Source organism: Streptomyces griseoviridis (assembly GCF_005222485.1).
Taxonomy (GTDB): Bacteria; Actinomycetota; Actinomycetes; order Streptomycetales; family Streptomycetaceae; genus Streptomyces; species Streptomyces hintoniae.
In genome coordinates this window covers 692,050-716,066 of the sequence record NZ_CP029078.1, presented here as the reverse complement: position 1 = coordinate 716,066, position 24,017 = coordinate 692,050, and the positions used below count along the sequence as shown (strand labels likewise).

Sequence of the window (24,017 nt, the reverse complement as noted above, 5' to 3'; positions counted from 1 at the left end):
TGGCCGGTGGGTCAGCCCGGTGGGTGAGCCGGGGCGCGGGTGTCGGCCGGGCGCGCTCCCGGGTGTCAGCCAGGCGCGTTCCGACGCGCCGGCCGGGCGTGTTCCCGCGCGTCAGTCGGCGGGCAGGGTGGGCTGGACGCGGCGCAGGAAGGTCGCGTTGTCCGGGGTCGCCCGCAGCCGTTCGAGCAGGGTCTCGACGCCGGCCTGCCCCTCGCGGGTCTGCAGGGCACGGCGCAGTCCGCGCACGGCCGTCGACTCGGCCGGGGAGAGCAGGAGTTCCTCGCGGCGGGTGCCGGACGGAGTGATGTCGACGGCGGGGAAGACCCGGCGGGAGGCCAGGTCGCGGCTGAGCCGCAGCTCCATGTTGCCCGTGCTCTTCAGCTCCTCGAAGTAGAAGTCGTCAGCGCGGGAGCCGGTCTCCACCAGCGCGGTGGCGAGGATCGTGAGGGAGCCGCCCTCCTCGGCGAGACGCGCGGCTCCGAAGAACCGCTTGGGCCCGATCAGCGCCGTCGCGTCGACACCGCCGCTGAGGGTGCGGCCACCGGAGGCCGCCGCGTTGTTGTGGGCCCGGCACAGCCGGGTCAGGGAGTCGAGCAGGATGACGACGTCCTCGCCGGCCTCGACGAGCCGCTTGGCCCGCTCGATGACCAGCTCGGCGAGGGCGATGTGCTGCTTGGGCGCCCGGTCGAAGGTCGAGGCGTACACCTCGCCGCGCACCGAGCGCCGCATCTCGGTGACCTCCTCGGGGCGTTCGTCGAGGAGCACGACCATCAGCCGGCACTCGGGGTGGTTGCCCGCGACGGCCGCGGCGATCTGCTGGAGAAGCACGGTCTTGCCGGTCTTGGGCGGGGCGACGATCAGCCCGCGCTGGCCCTTGCCGATCGGCGCGATCAGGTCGGTGACGCGGCCGGTCAGTCCGGCTCCTGGGTGTTCGAGGCGCAGCCGCTCCTGGGGGTGCAGCGGTGTGAGGTCACGGAAGTGACGGCGGGTCCGCAGGTCGGCGGGCGTGCGTCCGTTGACGCGGACGACGTCGGTCAGGGTGCGCCGGTCGCCGCGTACGCCCTCGACGAGGTCGCCCTTGAGCAGTCCGTGACGACGGATCAGCGCGGGGGAGACGGGCAGGTCGGCGGGGGTGGGCTGGAGGTCACTCGCCCGCAGGTGGCCCTTGCCCGCCGGGTCGATGTCCAGGACACCGGTGACCGTCTGGGCGCTGGTTTCCTGCTTCAGCTGAGGGGGTTCGAGTGTGGTGGTCATGGGGATCGGTCCTTTCGCGGACGGATGGCATGGGACATGCGGAGAGAGGGGAGGGGCCGCGAGAGGAAGGCGGCGTACGCGCCTTCGGCGGCGGGAAAGCACTGCCTCGGGGTACGACACGGTCGTACCGGTCACGAGGTGATGCTGGAGAGCCGGGATGCCGACCGGGAACGGTGGCGATACGGCGTGGAGAGAAGAACTGCACCGGCGCCCCTGAGTGGGGCGTGCACAAGTGCTGCCGTGACTGTACCACAGGCGTACCGGGACGCGGGTGAGGCACGCGGTTCGCGGCGCCGACCTCACCGGCCCCGGACACGTCCGGCGGAAGGTCCTCCTGCCGGGAGGTTCCTGCCCGGAGGTCTTCCTGCCGGTTTCAACGCCTCGACCGCCCTGCGTATTCCGCCCGCGTACCCCGCGCCGTTCGCACCGTCCGCGCCGTCCGCGCCGCCCGTGTACTCCGCGTGGTCCGGGCCACCCGCGCGTTCCGTGCTGCCCGCTGTTCCAGGCCACCCGCCCGGGATTGACGCGGAACCGGCGTCGTCATCGGGGGCGCCGCCCCTACGATCGGCTGCGTCTGTATCTCGTCACCTCGATCAGCTCGTCAGCTCGTCAGCTCGTCATCTCGATCAGCTCGTCATCTCGTCCGGCCGTCGGGAGCGCCCATGACCACCGCCCAGCACCGACTCGACCCCGCGGGCGGCTGCCCGCACGCCGCCAACGCCCGGATGCTCGCCGAGGGTCCGGTCGCCGCGGTCGTCCTGCCGGGCGAGGTCGAGGGGATGGCCGTCCTCGGCCACGACACGCTCCGGGAGTTCCTGGCGCATCCCGAAGTCGCCAAGAACGCACGGCACTTCACCGCCCTGCGGGAGGGCGGGATCCCGCCGGGGTGGCCATTGGCCACCTTCGCGTCCGTACAGGGCATGACCACCGCCGACGGCGCCGACCACCGACGGCTTCGCTCCCTGGTCAGCCGGGCCTTCACCACCCGGCGGGTCGAGGAACTCCGGCCCAGGATCGCCGAGTTGACGGAATCGCTCCTCGACGACCTGGAGCGGGCCGCCGAGGAGAACGGCCAGGTCGCCGATCTGCGGCGGCACTTCGCGCTGCCACTGCCGATGGGCGTGATCGGTGAGCTGTTCGGTGTCGACGCCGCCCACCGCGACCGGCTCCACCACCTCTCCAACCAGGTCGTGGCCACCGACATCACGCCCGAGCGGTCGATCGCCGCCAACCGGGAACTGGCCGAGACCCTCACCGCCTTCGCCGCGGCCAAGGCCCAGGACCCGGGCGACGACCTCACCACCGCCCTGCTCACCGCCCGCGACGAGGACGGCGACCGGCTCAGCCACGCCGAACTGATCGGCACCCTGGTCCTGATGATCATCGCGGGGCACGAGACCACCCTCAACCTGATCACCAACGCGGTCCGCGCCCTCTGCGCCCACCGCGACCAGCTCGACCTGGTGAGGGAGGGGCGCGCCGACTGGGGCGACGTGGTGGAGGAGACGCTGCGCTGGGACGCGCCGGTGAGCTACTTCCCGTTCCGCTACCCGGTGCGGGACCTGACCTTCGGCGGGACGGTGATCCCGGCCGGCACCCCGGTGCTCGCCGGGTACTCCGCCGCGGGCCGCGACCCGGCCGCGCACGGCGCCGACGCCGACCGCTTCGACGTCACCCGCCCCCGGCGCCCGGACGCCGCCCGGCACCTCTCGCTCGGTCACGGCGCCCACTACTGCCTGGGCGCCCCGCTCGCCCGGATCGAGGCGACCACCGCGCTCGGCCGCCTCTTCACCCGCTTCCCTGACCTCGACCTGGCGGTGCCGGAGGAGCAACTCCCGCGCCACGCGAGCTTCGTCGGCAACAGCGTCCGCACCCTGCCGGTCCGCCTGCGCGCCTGACCCGCCGCGCGCGGGCCCGTCGGCCGAGGACCGGCCGGGTGACGGCGAGGTGCCCCGCGGCCGGGTCGAGGCCGCCCCCGAGCCGGGCGCGGGCACCGTCCGTCAGGTCGAGGCAGGCGCCCGCGGGCGACCTGTCAGGCGTCGGGCTCGAAGGGGATGCCGGACGGTTTGCCCCGGCCGAGCCAGTACGCGAAGTCACTGTCCCTGATCTTCAGGGTGGCGCTGCCGAAGTTCGCGCCCATCAGCTTGTCGCGCAGCCCGTCCGGGTAGCCGTTCCAGCCGACGAGGCGGGGGTAGAACCAGCCGCCGGTGGAGTTCTCGGGCGGCTCGTCGCCCGCGCTCGCGAAGCGGAAGCAGTGCGTGGAGGCGCCGTCCTTGTGGTAGACGACCTTCGGGTGGGTGCCGTCGAAGCGGATGGCCGACCGCGCGGCGATCTGGTACCCGCTGTGCTGCGACACCGCCACGTACTGGACCTCGTTGTCGCGGATCCACACCACGACGTGCTCCCAGTCGTGGGTGTGCCCGATCGCCGCGGGACCCAGGGTGGCCTGGTCCTTCTCGAAGTAGCTGGCGTACATCACCGCGCACCAGCCGTTGTTGCACTTCTCCCGTGCGTAGGTGTTGGCGGCGGCGAGCTGGGCGGGGTCGTGGCAGTGGCCGTTGACGTCACCGCCCAGCTTGAGCCCGGGGTTGAGGGTGCCGTCGGCGCCGATGGCCGCCGTCGCGTAGCAGCCGTCCTTGTCGTAGTCGTAGGCCGGGGAGAACGTCTGCTCCAGGCCGTCGGCGTTCTGCGGGAGTTGTCGCAGCACGCTCGCGTGCGCGCCTGCCGGTACCGCCACGACGAGTGCCAGCGCGCCGACCGCGCCGAGGACCGCCCGGGTGAGGGACTTCAACGTGCTCATCTGTGCTCCTGGTTGCGGGCCGCGCGGTCAGCAGTAGAGGTTGGCGCCCGGCGTGACACCGAGGATCTGGGCGAAGCGCTGGTAGGCGTCGACGCGGCTCTGCACCTGTGCCGGGTTGCGGCCGTCGCATTCGAGGGAGCCGTTGATGGAGCGGATGGTCTGGCCGAAGCCGGCGCCGTTCACCATCGCGTTGTGGGGCGTCATGGTGCCGGGGCCCGACTGGGTGTTCCAGTACCAGAGGCCCGTCTTCCAGGCGACGGAGGCGTTGTTCTCCACCTGCCAGGGGTTGTTGAGCAGATCGATGCCGAGCGCGTCGCCCGCCGCCTTGTAGTTGAAGTTCCAGCTGAGCTGGATGGGCCCGCGGCCGTAGTAGGCGGCCTGGCCCGCCGGGCAGCCGTAGGGCTGGCCGGGGTCGCAGTAGTGCGGGTAGTTGGCGGTGTTCTGCTCAACGATGTACACGAGTCCGCCGGTCTCGTGGTTGACGTTGGCGAGGAACGCCGCCGCCTCCTGCTTCTTCACGGTGTCGCCGCCCGTGGTGGCGAAGCCGGGGTAGGCGCTGAGCGCGGCGGTGAGCCCACTGTAGGTGTAGAAGGAGTTCCGGCCAGGGAACATCTGGTTGAACTGGGCCTCGCTCACCACGAATCCGGACGGGGTGCCGCCGCCTCCGCCGCTCGCGGGCGCGTTCCACTTCTGGTTGGCGGTGCCCGAGCAGGTCCAGATCTGCAACCGGGTGCCGTTGGCGCTGTTGTTGTCGCGGACGTCGAGGCACTTGTCGGCGGCCGGGTTCACGATGTCGCGGGCGGCGGTCACCACCCACTGCTGGTTGCTGCCGCCGGAACAGTCCCACAGCTGGACGGCGGCGCCGTCACCGGTGCCGCGGTCGACGACGTCCAGACACTTGCCGAGCGCCCGCAGGGTGCCGTCGCCCGGGTTGGACCAGATCTGCGCGGCGGTGCCGTTGCAGTCGTAGAGCTGGACGGCGGTGCCGTTGGCGTTGTTCGCGGCGGCGACGTCGACGCACTTCCCGGCGAGCCCGCTGATCTGCCCGTCCGCCGCGCTCGCGGGCGTGACGTTCAGGAAGGCGGTGAAGAGGGCGGTGAGCACGGTGGCGACGGCGAGCCGTCTGGGCCGGATCCGGCGGAAACGAGGGGTGGACATCGCTGTCACTCCTTGGTGGTGCGGGGGTGGGTGGGGGGTTCAACGCCCTGTGGGGAAAGGGGTGTTGGTGGACCGCGGAGGGGTGGTGGAAAGCCCGCTCGCCCCTTGGTCCAGACCTTGACAGGTGCCGGTCAGATGCGTCAACAGGCGTGGAGAGGAACGCCGTCGACGGCCGGACGGGCCCTGACCCCGGCACCGGCCGGGCCCCGGCGGGGGAGTGGCTATCGTGAACGGATGAGACGTACGTCCTTCTCGCACTGGCCCTGCTCGATCGCCAGGACCGTGGATCTGCTGGGCGACGCGTGGACGCCCCTGGTGCTGCGCGAGGCCTTCTACGGAGTCCGCCGCTTCGACGCGTTCCAGCGGGAACTGGGCATCTCCCGCAACACCCTCGCCGACCGGCTGCGCAGACTGGTGGAGGCCGGGCTGCTCGACACCCGCCGCTACGAGGACGAACCCCCGCGCCACGAATACGTGTTGACGGAGAAGGGCCGCGACTTCTTCCCGGTGCTGGCCGCGCTGACCCGCTGGGGCGACCGGTGGCTCGCCGGCGAGGAGGGCGCCCCGGTCGTCCTGCGCCACGACCGCTGCGGCCACGACACCGAGGCCGAGGTGGTCTGCGCCGCCTGCCGCGAGCCGCTGCGCGCCGACGACACCGCGATGCGGATGGGCCCCGGCTTCCCCGATCGGCTGCGCGAACGCCCCGAGGTGCGGCGCCGGTTCGGCGTCGACTGATCCCGCCGCCCGACGAGGAGGCCGCTCGGAGCCGATTCCGCCGAAAGGCGCGTCGTCGTCCCACCGGGCCGGCACGTCCTGATCCCGCCGATTCGGCCCGGCCGGTTCCGCAGGGCTGGGCGCGTTCCCTTGACAGGGTGAGTCCTATGAAGCAACTCTGGAGGTCAGACCCGCTAAAGGCGAGGAGGCCGACCGCTGTGGAGTGGACGGGCGCACGCTACGCCGACGGACCCACGGTCGAGGTGCGGACCTGGATCGACGCCCCGCCCGAACGCGTCTGGCCGCTGGTCAGCGACATCGCGCTGATGCCGGAGCTGAGCGACGAACTCCGCTCCGCCGAATGGCTCGACGGCGCCACGAAGCCCGCGCTCGGCGCCCGCTTCCTGGGCCGCAGCCGCCATGACGCGCTCGGCGAGTGGTCCACCACCTCCTACGTCGTCGAGTGCGCGCCCGCGCGTGCCTTCGCCTGGGCGGTGCAGGACGTCGCCGAACCGACCGCGCTCTGGCGCTTCGGACTCCGGGCCGAACGCGGCGGCACCGAACTGACCGAGTGGGTGCGGATGGGCCCCGGCAGCTCAGGACTGAGCCGGGCCATCGAGCGGATGCCGGAGAAGGAGCAGAAGATCGTCTTCGTCCGGCTGCGCGAGTTCGAACGGAACATGACGGCCACCCTCGACCGCATCAAGCGCCTGGCGGAGCGGAACTGATGCGCGCCGCCACCACCGTCGAGGCGTCCGGCGGCGAACACTGGTCCGAGCAGGCCGAGTTCGTCACCGAGGCCGAACGCCTCGGCCTCGACGTCTGCTGGGTCGCCGAGGCATGGGGCTCCGACGCGCCCTCCGCCCTCGGCTACTACGCGGCCCGCACCGACCGCATGCTGCTGGGCTCCGGGATCATGCAACTCGCCACCCGCACCCCGGTGGCCGTCGCCCAGACCGCGATCACCCTCTCCAACCTCTCCGGCGGACGGTTCCTGCTCGGCCTCGGCGCCTCGGGACCGCAGGTGATCGAGGGGCTGCACGGCGTCCCCTTCGCCCGGCCGCTGGCCCGGATGCGGGAGACCGTGGAGATCGTCAGACAGGTCGTCGCGGGCGGCAAACTCGCCTACACGGGGCAGGAGTTCACCATTCCACTGCCCGGCGGTGAGGCCGTCCCGATGCGGCTTTCCCTGCGCGCCGAGCACCCGCTGCCGATCCACCTCGCCGCCCTCTCGCCCGCCATGCTGCGGCTGACCGCCGAGATCGCCGACGGCTGGCTCGGCACCAGCTTCGTGCCCGAGGGCGCCGCCGACGCCTACTTCGCCCCGCTCGACGAGGGCCTCGCCCGCGCCGGACGCACCCGCGCCGACCTCGACGTCTGCCAGGGCGCCGAGGTCGCCTTCGCCCCCGACGAGGACGCCCTCGCCGCGATGGTCGCCGGACGCAAGAAGGAACTCGCCTTCAGCCTGGGCGGCATGGGCTCGGCCTCCACCAACTTCTACCACCGCGCCTACAGCCGGCAGGGCTGGGCCGAGGTCGCCGCCGAGGTGCGCACCCGCTGGCAGGCCGGGGACCGGGACGGCGCGGCCGGGCTCGTCACCGACGACATGGTCCTGGCCACCACCCTGATCGGCACCGAACCGATGGTCCGGGCGAGGCTCGGGGTGTGGCGGGACGCGGGCGTCGACACCGTGCGGCTCTACCCGGCGGGCCGGACCCTGGAGGAGCGGCTCGCCACCCTCGGCCGCGCGATCGAACTCGTCCACGCGATCTGACACCCACCCCGGGGCGGCGCCGTCCACCGCTGTCCCGACGCTCCCCGAACAGGTCGGACCATCGCTGAGCCATGTCCCGGGTTCCGCCCCGCGGTTCACCGCGTGCCGCTCCGCTCCGCCTCCTCGACGATCCGGTCGAACTGCGCGCCCATCGCCTCGGACAGCGCCTGCGCCGCCGACAACGGCCGCACCATCACGGTGAGTTCGTCGATCAGACCGTTCTCGTCGAGATGGATGAAGTCGCAGCCGGTCAGCTCACGCCCGCCGACCCGGGTCCTGAACACCAGCGCGTGATCACGGCCGTCCGCGCCGGCCAGCTCACGCTCGTACCGGAAGTCCTCGAAGATCCGGGTGACCGCGCGCAGGATCGCCGCGGTGATCGCCTTGCCCGGGTACGGCTTGAACGCGACGGGACTGGTGAAGACGACGTCCTCGGCCAGCAGCGCCTCGACGGCATCGAGATCACCGGCCTCGACCGCCTCACGGAACGCGCGCATCTGATCACCTCACGGGGAGAGGAGCGGGGGCGGCGGCAGCCGACTCGACCACAAGGGAGAGCACCGCGTGCCGCCGCGGTGACAGTGATAGTGAACTAATTGACTAGGTGCGGATGAGCATATCCAGGCCGGCGCGCACTGTCCACGCGTCCCTCCGCCGCTCCCGGTCCCGGGTTCCGGCGCGTGATCCGGACGGCAGGCCCTAAGCTCGGGCAGGTGTTCAGCCCCGAAGGCCCCAGCCTGCGTGAACTCGCCGTCCAGGCGCTGTCCTCCGTCGAGCGCGGGTACGACCTGCTCGCCCCGAAGTTCGACCACACGCCGTTCCGCACCCCGGACTCCGTCCTCGACGCGGTCGCCGCGGCCCTGCGGCGGACCGGCCCCTACGGCGATGGACTCGACCTGTGCTGCGGCACCGGCGCGGGGCTGCCGGTGCTCGACGCGGTGTGCCGGGGGAGGGCCACCGGCGTCGACTTCAGCACCGGCATGCTGGACGTGGCCCGCCGCGCCGCCCCGCACGCCTCCTTAGTCCGCGCCGACGCGCGCCGCCTCCCGTTCCGCCCCGGCGCCTTCGACCTGGTCGTGAGCTTCGGGGCGTTCGGCCACTTCCTGCCCGCCGAACTGCCCGGCCTCTTCACCCAGGTGCACTCCGTGCTGCGGCCGGGCGGCACCTTCGCCTTCCCCGTCCTCGCCCCGCCCCGGCCGACCTCCCCGCTGTACTGGGCGCTGCTCGGCTTCGACGCCTGCATGCGCGTGCGCAACGCCGTCCGGCGCCCGCCGTTCGTGATGTACTACCGGGCCTTCCGGCTCGGCGAGGTCGGCCGGGAGCTGCGGCGGGCCGGTTTCGTGGTGGAGCGGCGCCCGCTCGCCGAGTTCGGCGAACGCGCGGACGGCAGCCCCCGGGCCTGCCTGGTGACGGCGCGCAGGGCGCGGGTCAGCCTGCCGCCGGCAGCGTGAACTCGTAGACCAGCACGTCCTGTCGGGCGTCCACCAGCAGATCGGTGATCTCCAGCGGGCGCGCGTACTGGTCGTGCACGCGCCGGGTCACCCGGACCGACGGGGTGTCCGCGAGCCGGGTGATGGAGTCCCGGTGGTGCAGGGTCAGACCCGCCTTGCGCATCCAGTCGTAGGCCAGCCGGAGTTGGGCCGGGGCGGTGCCGTCGGCGCGGTCCCGGTAGCGGGCCAGCTCCGCGACCTCGGAGAGCGCGATCGGGGAAAACGATGTCAGAGCGGACCGCCGGTCGCTGCCGTCGGCCCCCGCCGACGCGTACCGGTGCACCAACGTCGGCCGGTGCGGGGCCAGTCCGAGCGCTTCGGCATGCTCGGGCGGCGGGGTCTCCCAGGTGACCGTGGCCCGGTCGGCGGCCCCCGGCTCGACGCTCCTCGACCCCACCGGGAAGGTGATCGCGGACGGGGCCCGGCCCGCGGCCCCGGGCAGCGTGACCTGGGTGCCGCGCCGGTCGGTGACGACCCGCCCGTCCCGGCGCAGCACTTCGAGGGCCTGCCTCACGGTCTCCCTGCTGACGCCGTAGTGCCGGGCCAATCGCCTTTCGCTCGGCAGTCGTTGGCCCGGAACGGCGGCGCCTTCGCGCAGCTCGTCGAGGAGTTCGCCGGCGACGCGCCAGTACAACGGCCTTTCCGTGGGGGATGGTTGGTCGTGCGGGGTGGTGCGGGCCATGCCGCGCCTCCTGATCGGTGACAGGGGGTAGCCGTGCGGGCTCATTGCGCCACCAGATCTAACATTGGTCTAAACAGCCAGGGAAGGGCGGCCGCTCGGTTCGGCCGAAACCGCACCGCGCGGCCGAAGGATCACCCGGCACCTGACCCCCGACACCCGGCGCCTGACCCCCGGCAACTGACCCACGACCACCCACACCTGGCGGTCCCGCCCAGGCCCGCCCCGCCCCGGCCCGCCCGCCGCATCCCGCCGCGCCCCGGGCCTCGTCAGGCGTACGCGCCCAGCCAGCGGACCTTCGCGGCCTCCTGGAACGGGCCGCCGCCCTCGTGGTCGTTGAAGTCGTACACCTCGATCGCCTTGTCCTCGTGGTTCCAGGCGTTGAAGGCCGCGTAGACCGTGGAGGGCGGGCAGGTCTGGTCCTCGAGAGCGGTGGAGAACAGCGCCGGTGCCGTGCCGCGGGCCGCGAAGTGCACCCCGTCGAAGTAGGAGAGGGTGCGCAGCGCGTCGCCGGTACGGCCCCGGTGCGTCTTGAGGAACAGGCCGATCTCGCGGTACGGGTGACGGTCCGTCAGGACGGTGGCGCGCGGGAAGTCGCACAGGAACGGCACATCGGGGGCGACCGCCACCAGGTCGGGCACCAGACCGCCGACGGCGAGCGTGATGCCGCCGCCCTGGCTGGCGCCCAGCACCACCGTGCGGGACGCGTCCGTCAGCGGGTGCGAGCGGGCCGCCTCGACCGCGCGCACGCCGTCCGTGAACACCCGGCGGTAGTAGTAGTTCTCCGGCGCGTCCAGGCCGCGCGTCATGAACCCCGGGTACGAGGGCGCTCCGCCCACCGGGTCGGCGGTGCCGCCGCCCGCGCCCCAGGCACTGCCCTGGCCCCTGGTGTCCATCAGGAAGTGCGCCCGGCCCGTGGACGCCCACAGCAGATGCTCGTGGGGCAGTCCGCGCCCGCCGCCGTACCCGACGAACTCCACCACCAGCGGCAGCGGCCGGTCGGTGCCCGCGGGCAGCGTCAGCCAGCCCTTCACCTGGTGCCCGCCGAACCCGCTGAACGTCACGTCGTACACGTCCACGGTGGTGAGCCCGGTGTCGACCGGTTCGAAGCGGGCGTCCAGGTCGTGCGCGCGGGTCTCGTCGAGGGTCGTCGCCCAGAACGCGTCGAAGTCGTCGGGCTCGGTGGACTCGCTGCGGTACGCGCGCAGTTCGTCGACGGGCAGATCGAACAGGGCCATCGGGGACCGCCTTTGTGAAGGGACCGTGCGGATGATCACACCGTACGTGGGCGGTCCGGCCGCTTACCAGGGCTTCCGGCCCACCTCACAGCCGTCGCGGCCGCCATTCCGGTTCGGTCCTCGCCCAGTCCCGCTCCCACTCGGCCATCCGGTGCCGGGTCGCCGTGCGGCGCACCACGGCGTTGCCGAGCAGGACCGCGCCGGCCGTGCCGCCCGCCGCGCAGGCGCCCATCGTCACGGCGTGCTGCCAGACCGCCGTGTCACCCGGTGGCGCGGGCACCGCCCGGCCCCGGGAGTCGAGCCAGATCTCCACCACCGAGCCCTGCCGTGACTGCGGCGGGACGGGCGCGGTGGTGGTGTGCCGCCCGGAGTGCGGTTCCGTCCAGCGGACCGTCGCCCGGTAGGCGCTGCCGTCCCCGGCGCCCACCCCGGGCTGGGTGGCCGCGTCCAGGCCGACGACCTCGGCGCGCACCTCGTGCAGCCGGGCCCGCTGGGCCGCCGCGACCGTGTACGCGTAGTCGTGCGCCCACCAGCCGGCCATCACACCGGCGAGCGGCGCCCCCAGACACAGCAGCACCGCCACCAGGAGCGCCGTCCAAGCCTCGACGACGTCCGAGTGGCGCCGCAGCGGGTTCTGCCGCCAGCGCCAGCCGCGCACCCGGGTCCGCATGCCGACCTCCTCGCCTCAGCGATGCCGGAGGGGCGTTCCGTGTCCGGGTCCCATTGTCGCTCCGCACGGACCGGACGTGCGAGTCCGCACACCCCCCGCCCGGCGCACCCCGGCGCGGCGCGGCGGCTCCCGGCCGGTCCTGGGACCGTCAGCCGAAGCGCTCGATCCGGATCCGGTCCACCGGCTGCCCGGCCGCCACCAGCAGCCGCGACGCGTGCTCGGCGAAGGCGTTCGAGCCGCACACGTACGCCTCCCAGCCGCCCGCGGGCCGCTCGGCCAGCACCGGCGCCAGGTGCGCGGCGGCCAGCCGCCCCACCGGCACCCCGGGCGGCGCCTCGCGCGTGAAGACCGGCAGGGTCTCGGCGCCGTACTCGCGGGCGTAGATCAGCTCCTCGGGGCTGCGCGCCGACACCAGCAGCCGCAGCGGCACCGTGAGCCCACGCGCCCGGTGCAGCCGCACCATCGACATCAGCGGGACGACCCCGGAACCCGCCCCGACCAGCAGCGCGGGCCGGTCGCCCGGCCAGGCGAAGAAGCCGCTCAGCGGCCCCCGCACCGCCACCTCGTCGCCGGGCCGCGCCCGGGTGTGGAACCAGCCCGACACCTCACCGCCGTCGACATGGTCCAAGGTCAGCTCCAGGTGCCCGGAGTCGTCGGGCGCGGAGGAGATCGAGTAGTGCCGCTGGGCCGTGTACCCGTCCGGCGCGGTCAGCCGCAGCATCAGGTGCTGGCCGGGCAGATGCCCCGCCCAGGCGGGCACCGCGAACCGGAAACTGGCCGCGCGCGGCGTCTCGCGCCGGATCTCGGTGAGGGTCGCGGTCTGCCACCGCGCGGCAGCCCGGTTGCTGACCGCGATCCGTCCCGGCACCGCGAACCGGGTGCGCGGCGTGCTCGTCTCAGTCACCGGCGTACCGCTGCTCGCGCCAGGGGTTGCCGCGCGCGTGGTAGCCGTTCTGCTCCCAGAAACCCGGCTCGTCGTGGTCGAGGAGCCGGATGCCGGCTATCCACTTGGCGCTCTTCCAGAAGTACAGGTGCGGTACCAGCAGCCGGGCGGGCCCGCCGTGCTCGGGCGGCAGCGGCCTGCCCCCGTACTCGAAGGCGATCCACGCCCGTCCGCCGGTCAGATCCGCCAGCGGCAGATTGGTGGTGTACCCGGTGTGCGCGTAGGCGACCGCGTGGGTGGCGGTCGGCAGCGGCCGCACGACGTCGAGGAAGGCGTCGAGGGAGACGCCCCCGAACCGCACCCCGAACTTCGACCAGCTCGTCACGCAGTGGATGTCGCCCGCGTACTCGGAGCCCGGCAGGGCGCGCGCCTCGTCCCAGTCCCACGCGCGGGGACGCTCCACCAGGCCGTCGACCCGGAAGCTCCAGTCGGCGGCCGTCAGATCGGGCGTGACCTCGGCGGAGAGCACGGGCCAGTCGTCGCCCGCGTCGTACTGGCCGGGCGGCAGCCCCGGGTTGTGGACGCGTGCGCGCCCGGTGAAGTCGCGGGTGACGTTCATGGGTTCCCACGGAAGGTCGGGACGATCGATGACGTTTCAACGGTACGTGCACGTCAGGTGTGCTCCCGCCCGGGGAGGGCCACCGATCGTTAAGGCGGCGTGAACAGTCCCGGAGCCCGGGAATAGCCGCGCGTCGATCTTCCTTCCCGGAGGAGGACCGGGCCGGTGCCCGTACCACCGGATACCGGGCGGAAGCGAAGGAGAGTGGCAGCCATGCCCGAGGCGTATGTGTTCACCCGCTACGGCGGACCGGAGACCGAGGCCCTGGTGGAGGTGGAGCGGCCCGTTCCGGGGCCGGGCCAGGTACTGGTGGCGGTGCGCGCCGCGGGCGTGAACCCCGTCGACTGGAAGCAGCGCACCGGCTACCGGCGCCCCGGCGAGACCGGCGAGGGCGTCTTCCCCGCCGTCTTCGGCAACGAGGTCTCCGGCGTCGTCGAGGAGACGGGCGAGGGCGTGACCGAGCCCGCCGTCGGCGACGCCGTGTTCGGCCGGCCCGTCGAAGGCGGCTACTCCACCTACGCGCTCCTGTCGACCGACCTGATCGCCGCCAAGCCCGACGGGCTCTCCTTCACCGACGCCGCGACCCTCCCGGTCGCGGGCGTCACCGCCTACGACGGCGTCCGCCAGATCGGCCTCTCGCCCGGCGACACCCTGCTGGTGACCGGCGCGGGCGGCGGCGTCGGGGTGGCCGCCGTGCAGATCGCGCGGTCCTTCGGACTGCGGGTGCTCGGCCTCGCCAGCGAGGGCAAGCGGGACCTCGTGGAGTCCCTCGGCGCCACCCACGTCCCCTCGGGCGACGGCTGGACCACCCGGGTGCCCGGCACCGTGGACGGCGTCTACGACCTCGTCGGCGGCGACGTCCTCGCCGAGGCGGCGACCCTCCTCACCGACAGGACCCGGCTGGTCACGGCCGGCGCCCCGCCCGCGGAGGTCGAGCGGCTCGGCGGCGCGCGGGTGGTGCGCGACCGCACCTCGGCGCAACTGGCCGCCGTCGCCGCCCTCGTGGTCAGCGGCGACCTCGACCCGCACGTCACGGACACCTTCCCGCTGGAACGGGCCGACGAGGCGCTGCGCACCGTCGAGGAAGGCCACGCCCGCGGCAAGATCGTCATCGAGGTCGCCGGATGAGCGCCGAGGCAGCGCACGTCCTCGACAACCCCGCCCTCACCTCGCTGACGGGACCGCACGCCCACTTCGCCGAACGGCACCGGCGCATCCTGCGCTACCCCGTCGACGTCACCCCGTGGATCGCCCTGCCCGACGAACCCGACGCCGACGACTGGGCCGACCTCGCCGCGCTCACGGGACCGGGCGCCGAGGTCCCGCTGCTCGGCTTCAACGGCCGGGTACCGCCCGACTGGGAGATCGTCTTCCACCTCGACGGCGTCCAGCTCGTCGACGACGGCCTGGTCACCGCGCCCGAGCCGGAGGCCGTCAGGCTCGGCCCCGCCGACGTGCCCGAGATGCTCGACCTGGTCGCCCGCACCCAGCCGGGCCCCTTCCTGCCCCGCACCGTCGAACTCGGCACCTACCTGGGCGTCCGCCGCGAGGGCGCCCTCGTCGCCATGGCGGGGGAGCGGCTGCACCCGCCGGGCTGGACGGAGATCAGCGCCGTCTGCACCGACCCCGCCCACCGCGGCGAGGGGCTCGCCACCCGGCTGATCCGCGCGGTCGCGCACGGCATCAAGGAACGCGGCGAGACCCCGTTCCTGCACACCGGCGCGGCCAACACGGGCGCCATCCGCCTCTACGAGTCCCTCGGCTTCCGGCTGCGCCGCACGACGGCGTTCCTTGCGGCCCGCGCCCCCGAACACCTGACGGAGGAGAGGGAGGCGGTGGCGGTCGGCTGAGCCATCTCCTGTGGATCAGCTGACCGTCGGTCGGCGCGTGTCGTGGACTGCTGCCCAGGGGGCGTGGACCGAGCGGTCGCAGCCGGATCGGACTCCGGAGCGGGGCGGGCGCGTCGGGTGGCTGGGTCCCGAGGCCGCTTTCGAGGGCGGTGGACTCGTGAGGGCGGCGGGGCTCCGGTCTCCCCGCACCGCTGGAGGAGGTGCCGTGCCGCCGGGGAGAGAACCCCCCTGGCCCCCGTCAACCACCAATGGCACACCACTCACTCGCTCACGCGCCGCCGACCCCGGCCTCATGTCAGTGGCTGCCCCTACGCTTCGTCGCGATCACCGGACGAGCGACGGAGAGGGCCGCCATGACCACCGAGGACAAGACCATGCAGCACATCGAGGAGGCCATGCGAATGCAGCACGCAGGTGACCTCGACGGGGCCCGGCAGCGGTTCACCGAGATCTGGGAGGAGATCAGCCCGGACGGCGACCCGTTCCACCGCTGCGTCCTCGCCCACTACATGGCCGATCTCCAGCCGGACCCGCGGAGCGAACTGGCCTGGGATCTGCGTGCCCTGGACGCCGCCGCGTCGGTCACCGACGACCGGGCCAAGCAGCACGACTCCTCCCTGGCCATCCGCGGGTTCTATCCGTCCCTGCACCTCAACCTCGCCGCGGACTTCCACCGGCTCCGGGACACCGCACAGGCCCGCACCCACCTGGCCCAGGCCCGGGAGCACCTCGACGCGCTCGACGACGACGCCTACGGCCACGGCATCCGATCGGCGATAGAGAGGCTCGCCAGCCGGCTCGCCGAGGAGGACCCGGCCACGCCGACGGGCGACGGAACGGCGTAGCCGAACACGGCACACCGTCCCGCGCCGGGTCTCAGAACAGCGCCGAGCCCCGCTCGTCGCGGTCGGCGAGGGCGTCCGGGCGGGTGTTGTAGCGGACCAGGTAATCCGCGAACCGCTCCAGGTCGGCCGCCGGCCACTCCGCGAGCCGCTCACGGAACGCGGCGCGCCTGCTCTCGGTGACCTGCGCGAGGATCCGCCGCCCGGCGTCCGTGAGCTGGAGGACCTGCACCCGGTGGTCCTCGGCGTCCTGGCGCCGCTCCACCAGGCCGGTCCGCTCCAGCGCCGTCACCTGGCGGCTGACCGTCGACTTGTCGAGCGCGTAGTGCGCGGCCAGATCGGTGGCCCGGCAGCCGCCGCTCTCCTCCAGGTGCCCGAGCAGCGTGTACGACACCAGCGACAGCTCGGGATGCATCCGCCCCGCCGAGGCACGGGCCCGCCGGGCGAACACCGTCATCTCGCGCTGGATGACCTCCACGGCATCGGCTGCGTCCACCGCACCTCCCTCGCTCACCTGGTTGCAGAGTACAACTCGACCCGCCGATCGCCCTGCCGAGGGCCGTTGGGGTACCGTGACGCCGTCCGGCCGCGGAACGTCCCGGCCGTCGCCCACCGAGGAGGTGAGACCCATTACCGCTCAGTCAGGTCGGGTGCTCTCCCCTCCGGTCACGCCGGATCACCGCTGCCGGTGACCACGAGAGCGCCCTTCGGCTCCCGAAAGGCTCTCGCCCCTCATGACCCTCTCCGATCCCGCACCCCTATCCTCGCCCCGCCACCGTGACCGGGTCGTCGCCGCGCTGCGCGCCGCCGGCTGCGTCTTCGCCGAGGACGAGGCCAGGCTCCTCCTCGACGCCGCCCGCACCCCCGCGGAACTGACCCGGCTCGTGGATCGCCGGGTCGCCGGGCACCCCCTCGAACTCGTCGTCGGCTGGGCCGAGTTCAGGAACCTGCGGATATCCGTCGAACCCGGCGTCTTCGTCCCGCGCCGCCGTACCGAGTTCCTCGTCGAGCAGGCCCTCGCGCACGCCCCTGACGCCTCGGTCGTCGTGGACCTGTGCTGCGGCTCGGGCGCGGTCGGCGCCGCCCTCGCCGACGCGCTCGGCGCCCGCGTCGAACTGCACGCCGCCGACATCGACCCCGCCGCCGTCCGCTGCGCCCGCCGCAACGTCGCCGCCGCCGGCGGCCACGCCCACGCGGGCGACCTCTTCGACGCCCTCCCCGGCCACCTGCGCGGACGCGTCGACATCCTCGCCGCCAACGTCCCCTACGTGCCCACCGGCGAGGTCGGCCTCCTCCCTGCGGAGGCCCGCGACCACGAACCGCTCGTCGCCCTCGACGGCGGCCCCGACGGACTCGACGTGCTGCGCCGGGTGGCCGGCGGGGCGCCCCGGTGGCTCGCGCCCGGCGGCTGCCTGCTGGTCGAGACGAGCGAACGCCAGGCGGCCGCGGCCCAGGCCGTGTTCAGCGCCGCGGGACTGGCCGTCCGGCTCGCCACCGACGAGGAGCGGTACGCCCACGTGGTGCTCGGCGTCCGCCCGTGAACCCGCTCAGCCGGGCGCCCGCACCCGGGCGATGAGGAGGGCGACGTCGTCGGAGTTGTCCGGCTGGTGGAGGGTGCGCAGCAGCAGGTCGCACGTCTCCTCCAGCGGGGCGTCGGGCCCGTCGAGAAGGTCGAGGAGCGCGTCGAGCCGCTCGTCGAGGGGATGGCGGCGCGTCTCCACCAGGCCGTCGGTGTAGAAGACGATCCGGTCGCCGGGCACCAGGTCGACCGTGGTCGTGGAGAACTCCACCCCGCCCACCCCCAGCGGCCCCCCGGTGGGCAGTTCGAGCAGCTCGGGCGGGCGCCCCGGACGCAGCCGCACCGGCGGCAGATGCCCGGCGTTGGCGATCCTGCACTGGCCCGCGCGCGGATCGTGCACGGCGTACACGCACGTCGCGATGGACTGGTCGACGTCGTCGCTGCTGCGGTCGAGGTGCGCGAGGAGCCGGGCAGGATCGAGGTCGAGGACGGCCAGCGTGTTGGTCGCGGTGCGCAGCCTGCCCATCGTGGCCGCCGCGTCGATGCCGCTGCCCATCACATCGCCGACCACCAGCGCCGTCTTCCCGCCGTCCAGCGGGATCACGTCGAACCAGTCCCCGCCGACCTCGCTGGTGGCGCCCGCGGGCTGGTACCGGGAGGCCACTTCCAGACCGCCGGTCAGCCGGGGATGGCTCGGCAGCATGCTGCGCTGGAGGGTCAGGGCGGTGTCCCGGGCGTTCTGGTACCAGCGGGCGTTGTCGATCTGCACGGCCGCCCGCGCCGCCAACTCCCGTGCCAGCAGCACGTCGTCGGCGCTGAACGGCAGCGGGTTGCCGGTCCGTTTCAGGTCGAGGGCGCCCAGCACCTCGCCGCGCGCGATCAGCGGGACGGCGAGATAGGAGTGGACGCCCGCGCGGGCCAGCAGCTCCGCCGCCTCGGGGGAGCGGGCGATGCGCGGCAGGTCGGCCGCCGTCACCTCCGCCACCAGCACCGTCTCCCCGGTGCGCACGCACTCGGTGACCAGCCGGTCGGGACCGTACCTGGCGACCTGCCCCGGCGGGTCGGCGGCCCGCAGCGCCTCGGGCGCGTCCGGTCCCCTGACGGCCAGCGCCCGTATCCGCGCCGGCTCCTGGGGGCCGAAACTGCTGCGTCTGCCCTCGACCACCGCCTCCAGCAGGTCGACGGCGGCCACGTCCGCCAGCTCGGGCACCGCCACGTCCGCCAACTCGTCGGCCGTGCGGTCCAGTTCGAGGGTGGTGCCGATGCGCGCGGAGGCGTCCGCGATCAGCGCGAGGCGCCGTCGCGCCGCCTCCGCCTCGACGCCCGCCCGGTGCTCCTCGGTGACGTCGACCACCGAACCGGCCACGCCGAGCACCCGGCCGGCCGCGTCCTCCAGCCGGTAGAGGGAGACCGCCCAGACGCGGTCGTCGTCCGGCAGGGCGGGGGTGCGGCCGACGGTCCGCCGGTCGACGAGCGGACGGCCGGTCTCCAGGACCCGCCGGGCCTCCGCCTCCACCACGTCGACCTCCACGTCCGGCAGCACCTCCCGCAGCGGCCGGCCGATGTGGTCCTCCGCCGGCACTCCGTTCAGCCGCTCGAGAGCCGGGTTGACGGAGACGTACCGCAGTTCGGTGTCCAGGACGGCGAGCCCGATCGGGGACTGCGCGATCATCCGGGTGGAGAGCGCCACGTCCCGTTCGAGCCGCCGCACCGTGCCGTGGTCGGCGCACAGGCCGAGCGCGTACACGTCACCGCGGTCGTCGAGGAGGCGCATGTTGCGGAACTCCACCAGCCGGGTGCGGCCGTCCTTGTGCCGGATCGGGAAGGCGCCCGCCCAGCTCTGGCCGGTGGCCAGGACGTCCGCGAACAGCTTCACCACCAGGTCGACATGGCGTTCGTGGACCATGATCCCGGCCGCGTACCGGCCGAGCGCCTCCGCCGCCGAGTAGCCGAACAGCTCCTCCGCGTGCGGGCTCCACAGCACGATGTGCCCCCGGGCATCCAGCAGCACCGAGGCCACGCCCAGCACGTCCAGCAGGCCGCTCGGGCCGACCGATTCCTCGTCGCCGGTCACCGGGAACCCGGTCGGACCCATGACACGCACCGCCTTCGCCGTCGCACGGCACGTGGTCCCCCGTGCCGACTCCCCAGTTCCACCGCGCGCGAAGTCACCTGTGACCACCCCGACGCTCCCCTCCACCATCTCTCACCATGGCCGGATCTGTCCGGTGAAGCGGTGACCGAGTGACGGCTGTGCGGGATGGGGGCCGCCCAGGGTTGTCCCGGCCGACAGCCGCCGTTCCGATGTTGGTCTGTACATGCCTACGGGGCCCGGCCAGACTGTCCGCCGAGCACGCTTCTCCCCTCACGCCCCACGGAGGTTCCCCCATGGCTCCGCGCGCCCGGCAACGTTGTCACGCGACCCTGACCGCCCTGCTCGCCCTCGCCACGGCGGCCGTCCTGTCGGCCGCGCCGCCCGCGTCGGCCGCCGACACCTGGACCGAGGTCGGCTCCGACCGCGCCGACCCGCTCACCGAGAGCCAGGGCCTGGCCTCCGTCGAGGTCCCGGCCAACAGCGCCAACCGCTACACCGGCATCGGCACCATCCCGATCTCGGTGTCCAGCCGGGGCTGGAACCACGTCGGCGACCCCGACGCCTCCTACGACGGCCACTACATCGAGCCCTACCAGGCCGACTCGGGCACCGCCAAGATGTACCGCGTGCAGGCGCCGGGCGGCGGCTGGTCGGAGTACGTCCACACGCTCAGCCCCGGCGAGGCCCTCAACAACTCCTGGGTCGCGATCACCCCCGACGGGCAGTGGATGCTCTCGGGCGAGTACGGCACCATGACCCGCTTCCTGGTCTTCCCGACCCCCGGCGTCAACCCCGCCACCTCCCCGTCGGCGAACCTCCCGCAGGTCTCCACCGTCCAGCTCGACCACCCGGTCCGGGACGTCCAGGGCTGCGACTTCTCCACCGGCACCACCCTCCTGTGCTCGTCCGACGACCCGGAGGGCAGCCTGTTCGGCGTCACCAAGCCGCTCCTCCAGGTCGACCTGTCGGCCGCCCCGAACGGCACCTCGAACGTTTCCGGCCATGTCAGCGCCCTGCGCCAGCTCCCGCTGCGCAGCTCCTGCTCGGGCACCTTCGAGGCCGAGGGCATCGACTACGACCGCCGTACCGGCACCCTGCGGGTCATCGTCGTCTCGCCGGGCTTCTGCGTGCTCACCGACAGCAAGACGTACCGCTTCACGAAGGGCTGAGCGGGGCCGAGGTGGTGCCCCGGGCGGCCGGTGGTGTTTCCCTTGAAGGGGGACGCGGTCCGAGGGGCACCCCCGGCCGGGCCGCGGACCGGCCGCCCACCCCGAGAGGAGCGAACGCCATGGACCACGAGCGAACGCACCCGGAACCCGTCTCCGTCTTCCTCAGCGACTGCAGCCGGCAGGACGCCGGCACCGTCTTCGGCACCCTGTGCGCCTGCTTCGCGTCGGACCGCACCGCCGAGGACGCCCCCGCGCAGCAGGACACCACCCGCCCGATGGTCTGGCTCGGCACGTTCGACGTCGCCGACGCGCACACCGGCTCCGCCCCCGCCCATCTCGACGGGACGGTCTCGGCGGACGTGCAGGGCGGCTACTGGGCGGTGGAACGCTTCCGGAGGGCCCTGGAGTCCGTCTACTCGGTCCAGGACCTGACGGGCGCCTCCGGCGACCAGGAACGGGACGTGCACCTGAGGCTGGAGAGCAGGTAGGCCGTCCGGGACCGAGGAGCGGGAGGGTGACGCGCGCCTCGATCTTTTGCAACTAGTTGCACAATGCGGGTGGGGTCCTCTACAAAGAGGGCACGACCACCAGGGGCACGACCCCCGCACGGAGGGCCCGACGATGAGCCGCTACCCGCACCTGCTCCGCCCGCTCGACCTGGGCTTCACCACGCTCCCCAACCGCGTCCTCATGGGCTCCATGCACGTCGGCCTGGAAGAGGCCGAGCACGGCTTCGAGCGGATGGCCGCGTTCTACGCGGAGCGGGCGCGCGGGGGAGTGGGCCTGATCGTCACCGGGGGCATCGCGCCCAACGAGGCGGGACGGCCCTACGAGGGCGGCGCCACCCTCACCACCGAGGCCGAGGCCGAACGGCACACCGTCATCACCGAGGCCGTGCACCGCGAGGGCGGCAAGATCGCGATGCAGATCCTGCACTTCGGCCGGTACGCCCACCACCGGGACCTGGTCGCCCCGAGCCCCCTCCAGGCCCCCATCAGCCCCTTCAGACCGCGCGAACTCACCGACGCCGAGATCGAGGAGACCATCGACGACTACGCCCGCGCCGCCCGCCTCGCCCGGCTGGCCGGCTACGACGGCGTCGAGATCATGGGCTCCGAGGGCTACCTGATCAACGAGTTCATCGCCGCGCCCACCAACCGGCGCACCGACCGCTGGGGCGGCGACCACGAGCACCGCTCGCGCTTCCCGGTCGAGATCGTGCGCCGGGTGCGCGCGGCGGTCGGCGACGACTTCATCGTCGTCTACCGGCTGTCCATGCTGGACCTGATCCCCGGCGGCTCCACCCTCGACGAGGTCATCGCCCTCGCCAAGGCCGTCGAGGCGGCGGGCGCGACCCTCATCAACACCGGGATCGGCTGGCACGAGGCCCGTATCCCCACCATCGCGACGTCCGTGCCACGCGGCGCCTACACCTGGGTGACCAGACGTCTGATGGGCGAGGTGACCGTCCCGCTCGTCACCACCAACCGCATCAACACCCCCGAACTCGCCGAGGAGTTGCTCGCCGACGGCTGCGCGGACATGGTGTCGATGGCCCGCCCGATGCTCGCCGACCCCGACTTCGTCGCCAAGGCGCGGGCCGGCACACCCGAGGCCATCAACACCTGCGTCGGCTGCAACCAGGCCTGCCTCGACCACACCTTCAGCGGCCTGATCACCTCCTGCCTGGTCAACCCGCGCGCCTGCCACGAGACCGAGCTGGTCCTCTCCCCGACCCGGCTGCGCAGGCGCGTCGCCGTGGTCGGCGCGGGCCCGGCCGGGCTCGCCTGCGCGGTCACCGCGGCCGAACGCGGCCACCACGTCACCCTGTTCGACTCCGCGGCCGAGATCGGCGGCCAGCTCAACGTCGCCCGCAAGGTCCCCGGCAAGCAGGAGTTCGACGAGACCCTGCGCTACTTCCGCCACCAACTCGCGGCGCGTGGAGTCGCGTTGCGGCTCGGCGTGCGGGTCGAGGCGTCCGACGTCGCCGAGTTCGACGACATCGTGGTCGCCACCGGCGTCACCCCGCGCGTCCCCGACATCCCCGGTGTCGACCACCCGAGCGTCCTCGGCTACCTGGACGTGCTGCGCGACGAGGCGCCCGTCGGCGACCGGGTCGCCGTCCTCGGTGCGGGCGGCATCGGCTTCGACGTCGCCGCCTACCTCACCGACGACGGCGAGCGGGCCAGCCAGGACCCCGCGACGTACTTCCGCCGCTGGGGCGTCGACACCGGCCATCGCACCCCCGGCGGACTCGTCACCCCCGAACGGCCCGCGCCGCCCCGCACCGTGCACCTGCTCCAGCGCAAGCCCACCAAGGTCGGCGGCGGCCTCGGCAGGACCACCGGCTGGATCCACCGCGCCGAACTCAAACACCGGGGCGTCACCATGGTCCCCGGCGTGCGCTACGACAGCATCGACGACGCCGGACTCCACCTCACCGTCGACGGGCGGAGCACCGTCCTCGCCGTCGACACCGTCGTCCTGTGCACCGGCCAGGAACCCCGCCGCGGCCTGTACGAGGAACTGCGCGCCGCCGGCCGCGCCGCGCACCTCGTCGGAGGCGCCGACGTGGCCGCCGAACTGGACGCCAAGCGCGCCGTCAGGCAGGGCACCGAGGTCGCGGCGGCCCTGTAGGCGCCCGTCCCTAGGATGACCCCCATGTCACTCCCGCACGCGATCCTCACCGCCCTGCTCGAGAAACCGTCGTCGGGGCTGGAGCTGACCCGCAGGTTCGACCGGTCGATCGGGTACTTCTGGTCGGCCACGCACCAGCAGATCTACCGCGAGCTGGGAAGACTGGAGGCCGACGGGCACATCCGCGCGCTGCCCACGGCGCAGCCGGCCCGCGGACAGCGGAAGAGCTACGAGGTGCTGGAGGCCGGCCGCGCCGAACTCGCCCGCTGGACCGCCGCGTCCCAGGACCCGAAGCCCTACCGCGACGCCCTGCTGCTGCGGCTGCGCGCCGCGGCGGTGGTCGGCGGCACCGGCATCGAGCCCGACCTGCGCCGCCATCTCGACCTGCACCAGCGGCAGTTGGCCGAGTACGAGGCGATCGAGAAGCGGGACTTCCCGCCCGGCAGGGACACCCCGCAGGACCGCCTCCAGCACCTCGTCCTGCGCGCGGGCATCGACCTGGAGACCTTCTGGACCCAGTGGCTCAGCCACGCCCTGACGGAGTTCACCCACCTCGGGGACCTCGCCGACTTCGACGGCCACGACGATCCTGACGGCCCTGACGGCCCTGACGGCACGATGTGAAC

24 protein-coding genes are annotated in these 24,017 nt (G+C 73.4%); 13 read left to right on the top strand and 11 right to left on the bottom strand.

Annotated elements, in window-relative coordinates; genetic code table 11:
* Positions 1-111: 111 nt before the first annotated feature.
* Positions 112-1,254: a transcription termination factor Rho gene (gene rho, locus DDJ31_RS03030; RefSeq protein ID WP_127181847.1), complete on the bottom strand. Its 1,143-nt coding sequence runs from the start codon at positions 1,252-1,254 to the stop codon at positions 112-114.
* A 662-nt stretch (positions 1,255-1,916) separates the two neighbouring features.
* Between rho and DDJ31_RS03025 the strand changes: the two genes are divergently transcribed.
* Positions 1,917-3,152, top strand: a complete 1,236-nt coding sequence (locus tag DDJ31_RS03025; protein ID WP_127181848.1) for a cytochrome P450 family protein — start codon at positions 1,917-1,919, stop codon at positions 3,150-3,152.
* 134 nt (positions 3,153-3,286) lie between these two features.
* Here DDJ31_RS03025 and DDJ31_RS03020 read toward each other — a convergent pair whose 3' ends face one another.
* Together DDJ31_RS03020 and DDJ31_RS03015 are read right to left on the bottom strand one after the other, a co-directional pair.
* Entirely contained in the window at positions 3,287-4,054 is a 768-nt protein-coding gene (locus DDJ31_RS03020) for an NPP1 family protein (RefSeq protein ID WP_171480764.1), read from the bottom strand.
* 27 nt (positions 4,055-4,081) lie between these two features.
* Positions 4,082-5,212: a chitinase gene (locus DDJ31_RS03015; protein WP_171480763.1), complete on the bottom strand. Its 1,131-nt coding sequence runs from the start codon at positions 5,210-5,212 to the stop codon at positions 4,082-4,084.
* A 234-nt stretch (positions 5,213-5,446) separates the two neighbouring features.
* Here DDJ31_RS03015 and DDJ31_RS03010 point away from each other — a divergent pair, with 234 nt between their 5' ends.
* From DDJ31_RS03010 to DDJ31_RS03000, 3 genes are all read left to right on the top strand, one after another.
* Complete coding sequence (locus DDJ31_RS03010) at positions 5,447-5,947, top strand: winged helix-turn-helix transcriptional regulator (protein WP_127181850.1); 501 nt, start codon at positions 5,447-5,449, stop codon at positions 5,945-5,947.
* Positions 5,948-6,144: 197 nt separating this feature from the next.
* Complete coding sequence (locus DDJ31_RS03005; protein ID WP_127181851.1) at positions 6,145-6,654, top strand: SRPBCC family protein; 510 nt, start codon at positions 6,145-6,147, stop codon at positions 6,652-6,654.
* Complete coding sequence (locus tag DDJ31_RS03000) at positions 6,654-7,700, top strand: LLM class flavin-dependent oxidoreductase (RefSeq protein WP_127181852.1); 1,047 nt, start codon at positions 6,654-6,656, stop codon at positions 7,698-7,700. The genes DDJ31_RS03005 and DDJ31_RS03000 overlap by 1 nt, the downstream gene beginning before the upstream one ends.
* 95 nt (positions 7,701-7,795) lie before the next feature.
* Here the strand turns inward: DDJ31_RS03000 and DDJ31_RS02995 are convergent, their stop codons facing one another.
* A complete protein-coding gene (locus tag DDJ31_RS02995) occupies positions 7,796-8,197 on the bottom strand; it encodes a nuclear transport factor 2 family protein (RefSeq protein WP_127181853.1) in 402 nt (133 codons plus the stop codon).
* Positions 8,198-8,413: 216 nt separating this feature from the next.
* Between DDJ31_RS02995 and DDJ31_RS02990 the strand changes: the two genes are divergently transcribed.
* Positions 8,414-9,151: a class I SAM-dependent methyltransferase gene (locus DDJ31_RS02990; RefSeq protein WP_127181854.1), complete on the top strand. Its 738-nt coding sequence runs from the start codon at positions 8,414-8,416 to the stop codon at positions 9,149-9,151.
* Here DDJ31_RS02990 and DDJ31_RS02985 read toward each other — a convergent pair.
* The 5 genes from DDJ31_RS02985 to DDJ31_RS02965 all read right to left on the bottom strand — a co-directional run bounded on the left by DDJ31_RS02985 (position 9,129) and on the right by DDJ31_RS02965 (position 13,279).
* The gene (locus DDJ31_RS02985) at positions 9,129-9,872 is read right to left on the bottom strand and encodes a GntR family transcriptional regulator (protein WP_127181855.1); all 744 of its coding nucleotides are present in this window, start codon (positions 9,870-9,872) and stop codon (positions 9,129-9,131) included. The genes DDJ31_RS02990 and DDJ31_RS02985 overlap by 23 nt on opposite strands.
* Positions 9,873-10,138: 266 nt before the next feature.
* On the bottom strand, positions 10,139-11,107 hold the full coding sequence (locus tag DDJ31_RS02980) for an acetylxylan esterase (RefSeq protein WP_127181856.1): 969 nt from the start codon (positions 11,105-11,107) through the stop codon (positions 10,139-10,141).
* 85 nt (positions 11,108-11,192) lie between these two features.
* Complete coding sequence (locus DDJ31_RS02975; protein ID WP_127181857.1) at positions 11,193-11,777, bottom strand: Rv1733c family protein; 585 nt, start codon at positions 11,775-11,777, stop codon at positions 11,193-11,195.
* A gap of 148 nt (positions 11,778-11,925) precedes the next feature.
* Entirely contained in the window at positions 11,926-12,681 is a 756-nt protein-coding gene (locus DDJ31_RS02970) for a ferredoxin reductase (protein ID WP_127181858.1), read from the bottom strand.
* Positions 12,674-13,279, bottom strand: coding sequence for a sulfite oxidase-like oxidoreductase (locus DDJ31_RS02965; RefSeq protein ID WP_127181859.1), 606 nt, complete (start codon positions 13,277-13,279; stop codon positions 12,674-12,676). The genes DDJ31_RS02970 and DDJ31_RS02965 overlap by 8 nt, the downstream gene beginning before the upstream one ends.
* Before the next feature lie 213 nt (positions 13,280-13,492).
* Between DDJ31_RS02965 and DDJ31_RS02960 the strand changes: the two genes are divergently transcribed.
* The 3 genes from DDJ31_RS02960 to DDJ31_RS02950 all read left to right on the top strand — a co-directional run bounded on the left by DDJ31_RS02960 (position 13,493) and on the right by DDJ31_RS02950 (position 15,974).
* On the top strand, positions 13,493-14,407 hold the full coding sequence (locus DDJ31_RS02960) for an NADP-dependent oxidoreductase (RefSeq protein ID WP_127181860.1): 915 nt from the start codon (positions 13,493-13,495) through the stop codon (positions 14,405-14,407).
* A complete protein-coding gene (locus tag DDJ31_RS02955; RefSeq protein WP_127181861.1) occupies positions 14,404-15,129 on the top strand; it encodes a GNAT family N-acetyltransferase in 726 nt (241 codons plus the stop codon). The genes DDJ31_RS02960 and DDJ31_RS02955 overlap by 4 nt, the downstream gene beginning before the upstream one ends.
* A gap of 353 nt (positions 15,130-15,482) precedes the next feature.
* Positions 15,483-15,974, top strand: coding sequence for a hypothetical protein (locus DDJ31_RS02950; protein ID WP_127181862.1), 492 nt, complete (start codon positions 15,483-15,485; stop codon positions 15,972-15,974).
* A gap of 31 nt (positions 15,975-16,005) precedes the next feature.
* On the opposite strand, the gene DDJ31_RS02945 is transcribed toward DDJ31_RS02950, so the two are convergent.
* Positions 16,006-16,467 (bottom strand): MarR family winged helix-turn-helix transcriptional regulator, encoded by a 462-nt coding sequence (locus DDJ31_RS02945; protein ID WP_127181863.1) that lies wholly within the window; start codon positions 16,465-16,467, stop codon positions 16,006-16,008.
* Between the two features lie 238 nt (positions 16,468-16,705).
* Between DDJ31_RS02945 and DDJ31_RS02940 the strand changes: the two genes are divergently transcribed.
* On the top strand, positions 16,706-17,512 hold the full coding sequence (locus DDJ31_RS02940) for a putative protein N(5)-glutamine methyltransferase (protein WP_127181864.1): 807 nt from the start codon (positions 16,706-16,708) through the stop codon (positions 17,510-17,512).
* 6 nt (positions 17,513-17,518) lie between these two features.
* Here DDJ31_RS02940 and DDJ31_RS02935 read toward each other — a convergent pair whose 3' ends face one another.
* Complete coding sequence (locus DDJ31_RS02935) at positions 17,519-19,585, bottom strand: SpoIIE family protein phosphatase (protein WP_127181865.1); 2,067 nt, start codon at positions 19,583-19,585, stop codon at positions 17,519-17,521.
* A gap of 293 nt (positions 19,586-19,878) precedes the next feature.
* Here DDJ31_RS02935 and DDJ31_RS02930 point away from each other — a divergent pair, with 293 nt between their 5' ends.
* From DDJ31_RS02930 to DDJ31_RS02915, 4 genes are all read left to right on the top strand, one after another.
* Positions 19,879-20,754, top strand: coding sequence for a hypothetical protein (locus DDJ31_RS02930; RefSeq protein WP_127181866.1), 876 nt, complete (start codon positions 19,879-19,881; stop codon positions 20,752-20,754).
* A gap of 119 nt (positions 20,755-20,873) precedes the next feature.
* A complete protein-coding gene (locus DDJ31_RS02925) occupies positions 20,874-21,242 on the top strand; it encodes a hypothetical protein (protein WP_127181867.1) in 369 nt (122 codons plus the stop codon).
* 133 nt (positions 21,243-21,375) lie between these two features.
* Positions 21,376-23,391 carry an NADPH-dependent 2,4-dienoyl-CoA reductase gene (locus DDJ31_RS02920; protein WP_127181868.1) on the top strand — a complete coding sequence of 672 codons (2,016 nt, stop codon included), beginning with the start codon at positions 21,376-21,378 and terminating at the stop codon, positions 23,389-23,391.
* A 24-nt stretch (positions 23,392-23,415) separates the two neighbouring features.
* Entirely contained in the window at positions 23,416-24,015 is a 600-nt protein-coding gene (locus DDJ31_RS02915; RefSeq protein ID WP_127181869.1) for a PadR family transcriptional regulator, read from the top strand.
* The last annotated feature ends 2 nt before the right edge of the window (positions 24,016-24,017 follow it).

Excerpts from the sequence above, each read along its gene's own strand:
- rho (WP_127181847.1), bottom strand. The coding sequence starts at position 1,254 with ATGACCACCACACTCGAACCCCCTCAGCTGAAGCAGGAAACCAGCGCC.
- DDJ31_RS03025 (WP_127181848.1), top strand. The coding sequence starts at position 1,917 with ATGACCACCGCCCAGCACCGACTCGACCCCGCGGGCGGCTGCCCGCAC.
- DDJ31_RS03020 (WP_171480764.1), bottom strand. The coding sequence starts at position 4,054 with ATGAGCACGTTGAAGTCCCTCACCCGGGCGGTCCTCGGCGCGGTCGGC.
- DDJ31_RS03015 (WP_171480763.1), bottom strand. The coding sequence starts at position 5,212 with ATGTCCACCCCTCGTTTCCGCCGGATCCGGCCCAGACGGCTCGCCGTC.
- DDJ31_RS03010 (WP_127181850.1), top strand. The coding sequence starts at position 5,447 with ATGAGACGTACGTCCTTCTCGCACTGGCCCTGCTCGATCGCCAGGACC.
- DDJ31_RS03000 (WP_127181852.1), top strand. The coding sequence starts at position 6,654 with ATGCGCGCCGCCACCACCGTCGAGGCGTCCGGCGGCGAACACTGGTCC.
- DDJ31_RS02995 (WP_127181853.1), bottom strand. The coding sequence starts at position 8,197 with ATGCGCGCGTTCCGTGAGGCGGTCGAGGCCGGTGATCTCGATGCCGTC.
- DDJ31_RS02985 (WP_127181855.1), bottom strand. The coding sequence starts at position 9,872 with ATGGCCCGCACCACCCCGCACGACCAACCATCCCCCACGGAAAGGCCG.
- DDJ31_RS02980 (WP_127181856.1), bottom strand. The coding sequence starts at position 11,107 with ATGGCCCTGTTCGATCTGCCCGTCGACGAACTGCGCGCGTACCGCAGC.
- DDJ31_RS02975 (WP_127181857.1), bottom strand. The coding sequence starts at position 11,777 with ATGCGGACCCGGGTGCGCGGCTGGCGCTGGCGGCAGAACCCGCTGCGG.
- DDJ31_RS02965 (WP_127181859.1), bottom strand. The coding sequence starts at position 13,279 with ATGAACGTCACCCGCGACTTCACCGGGCGCGCACGCGTCCACAACCCG.
- DDJ31_RS02960 (WP_127181860.1), top strand. The coding sequence starts at position 13,493 with ATGCCCGAGGCGTATGTGTTCACCCGCTACGGCGGACCGGAGACCGAG.
- DDJ31_RS02955 (WP_127181861.1), top strand. The coding sequence starts at position 14,404 with ATGAGCGCCGAGGCAGCGCACGTCCTCGACAACCCCGCCCTCACCTCG.
- DDJ31_RS02950 (WP_127181862.1), top strand. The coding sequence starts at position 15,483 with ATGACCACCGAGGACAAGACCATGCAGCACATCGAGGAGGCCATGCGA.
- DDJ31_RS02940 (WP_127181864.1), top strand. The coding sequence starts at position 16,706 with ATGACCCTCTCCGATCCCGCACCCCTATCCTCGCCCCGCCACCGTGAC.
- DDJ31_RS02935 (WP_127181865.1), bottom strand. The coding sequence starts at position 19,585 with ATGGGTCCGACCGGGTTCCCGGTGACCGGCGACGAGGAATCGGTCGGC.
- DDJ31_RS02930 (WP_127181866.1), top strand. The coding sequence starts at position 19,879 with ATGGCTCCGCGCGCCCGGCAACGTTGTCACGCGACCCTGACCGCCCTG.
- DDJ31_RS02925 (WP_127181867.1), top strand. The coding sequence starts at position 20,874 with ATGGACCACGAGCGAACGCACCCGGAACCCGTCTCCGTCTTCCTCAGC.
- DDJ31_RS02920 (WP_127181868.1), top strand. The coding sequence starts at position 21,376 with ATGAGCCGCTACCCGCACCTGCTCCGCCCGCTCGACCTGGGCTTCACC.
- DDJ31_RS02915 (WP_127181869.1), top strand. The coding sequence starts at position 23,416 with ATGTCACTCCCGCACGCGATCCTCACCGCCCTGCTCGAGAAACCGTCG.